General features: G+C 68.7%; 1 protein-coding gene. It reads right to left on the bottom strand.

Annotation, left to right across the window (positions count from 1 at the left end):
• A partial coding sequence (locus tag SB753_RS38050) for an endonuclease III domain-containing protein (protein WP_410805290.1) occupies positions 1–265 on the bottom strand: 265 nt, incomplete at both ends.

The raw sequence follows: 265 nt of genomic DNA, 5'->3' as shown, positions 1-265 counted from the left end.
CGGGATGACCTTGAGCAGGCCGTCCTCGACCGCACGCACGTCCTTGCCCGGGGCCAGGCCGGTGCGGTTGGCGACGCGGAATATGTGCGTGTCCACCGCCATGGTCGGTTCGCCGAAGGCGGTGTTGAGCACCACGTTGGCGGTCTTGCGGCCCACGCCCGGCAGGGACTCCAGCGCTTCGCGCTGGCGCGGCACCTTGCCGCCGTACTGGTCGACCAGGATCCGGCAGGCGGCAATGACGTTCTTCGCCTTCGCGTTGTACAAG

It is taken from the genome of Paraburkholderia sp. SIMBA_053, assembly GCF_046534895.1.
Taxonomy (GTDB): Bacteria; Pseudomonadota; Gammaproteobacteria; order Burkholderiales; family Burkholderiaceae; genus Paraburkholderia; species Paraburkholderia caledonica.
Note: the sequence above shows the minus strand (reverse complement) of the source record. Positions and strands in the feature narration are given on the sequence as shown.